Source organism: Janthinobacterium sp. NKUCC06_STL, assembly GCF_019345455.1.
Taxonomy (GTDB): domain Bacteria; phylum Pseudomonadota; class Gammaproteobacteria; order Burkholderiales; family Burkholderiaceae_D; genus Janthinobacterium; species Janthinobacterium rivuli.
This window is the reverse complement of record NZ_JAHKQY010000043.1, coordinates 1-287: the sequence shown is the minus strand read 5'-3', so window position 1 is coordinate 287 and position 287 is coordinate 1. Positions and strand designations below refer to the sequence as shown.

General features: G+C 44.9%; 1 rRNA gene. It reads right to left on the bottom strand.

Features of this window, described 5'->3' with window-relative positions:
- Nucleotides 1-93: ribosomal RNA gene (locus KO539_RS29915) — 16S ribosomal RNA — on the bottom strand; the annotation flags it as partial.
- Nucleotides 94-287: the final 194 nt, after the last annotated feature.

The following is a 287-nucleotide window of genomic DNA, read 5'->3' as shown; positions in this document are numbered from 1 at the left end:
GCCACCAGAGCAAGCTCCGTGCTGCCGTTCGACTTGCATGTGTAAGGCATGCCGCCAGCGTTCAATCTGAGCCAGGATCAAACTCTTCAGTTTAATCTCTGTTACTTTGCCGTTTTACCGGCACCGTCATTGCTGACGGGTCGCTCACTCAAAAAACTGACAGGCTACTTCCGAAAAAGTATCCTATTTCATTATTTCTTGTGAACATTTGATATTTTAAGTTAGACGCCAATCCGAAGATTGACGCTGCACTTACATCAAATGCCCACACTTATCGACTGTTAATT